This is a genomic window from Arthrobacter sp. 10N44_2 (genome assembly GCF_056394385.1).
Genome location: NZ_JBFTHT010000040.1, coordinates 1 through 1,121 on the forward strand (window position 1 = coordinate 1; position 1,121 = coordinate 1,121).

1 protein-coding gene is annotated in these 1,121 nt (G+C 67.5%); it reads left to right on the forward strand.

Going from position 1 to position 1,121, the window contains the following annotated elements; all coding sequences use genetic code 11:
* Positions 1-9: 9 nt before the first annotated feature.
* Positions 10-1,121, forward strand: a 1,112-nt coding sequence (gene manD / locus AC1DBX_RS20640; RefSeq protein ID WP_476932666.1) for a D-mannonate dehydratase ManD, incomplete at its 3' end; no start/stop codon positions are given.

The following is a 1,121-nucleotide window of genomic DNA, read 5'->3' on the forward strand; positions in this document are numbered from 1 at the left end:
GGACCTGTTGTGAAAATCATTGCCGCTGAAGTGTTCGTCACCAGCCCCTCCCGGAACTTCGTGACCCTGCGGATCACCACCGAGGACGGCGTGACCGGGATCGGGGACGCGACCCTGAACGGGCGCGAGCTCGCCGTGGCCGCCTATTTGAAGGAGCACGTCGCGCAGCTGCTGATCGGCAAGGACCCGCACCGGATCGAGGACACCTGGCAGTTCCTGTACCGGTCCTCGTACTGGCGCCGCGGCCCGGTCACGATGGCCGCGATCGCCGCGGTGGACATGGCGCTGTGGGACATCAAGGGCAAGCTCGCCGGGATGCCGGTCTACCAGCTCCTGGGCGGGGCGTCCCGGAACGGGCTGCGCGCCTACGGGCACGCCTCCGGCGCGGACCTGCCGTCCCTGTTCGATTCGGTCCGKGAGCACCTGGAGCTGGGSTACAAGTCGATCCGGATCCAGACCGCGGTGCCCGGGATCAAGGCCGTCTACGGCGTCGCGGCCCAGGCCCAGGCCTCSGGGGAGCGCTACGACTACGAACCGGCCGGGCGCGGCGCGTTCCCGCAGGAAGAGGACTGGGACACCCGCGCCTACCTCCGCCACCTGCCSWCCGTGTTCGAGGCGGTGCGSAACGAGTTCGGCCCGGAACTCCCGYTGCTGCACGACGGGCACCACCGGATGACCCCGATYCAGGCCGCGAAGCTGGGCAAGGCGCTCGAACCCTACGACCTGTTCTGGCTCGAGGACTGCACCCCGGCCGAAAACCAGGAGGCCCTGCGCCTGGTCCGGGCGCACACCACCACCCCGCTGGCGATCGGGGAAATCTTCAACACCGTCTACGACTACCAGGCCCTGATCAAGGAACAGCTGATCGACTACGTGCGGGCAGCCTCCACCCACTTCGGCGGGATCAGCCCGCTGAAGAAGGTGATGGACTACGCCGCGCAGTACCAGATCAAGTCCGGCTTCCACGGCCCCACCGACATCTCCCCGGTCGGGTTCGCCGCGCAGCTGCACGTGGGCCTGGCGATCCACAACTACGGCATCCAGGAATACATGCAGCACTCGGATGCGACCAACGAGGTCTTCGAACAATCCATGACCTTCGTCGACGGCTACCTCCACCC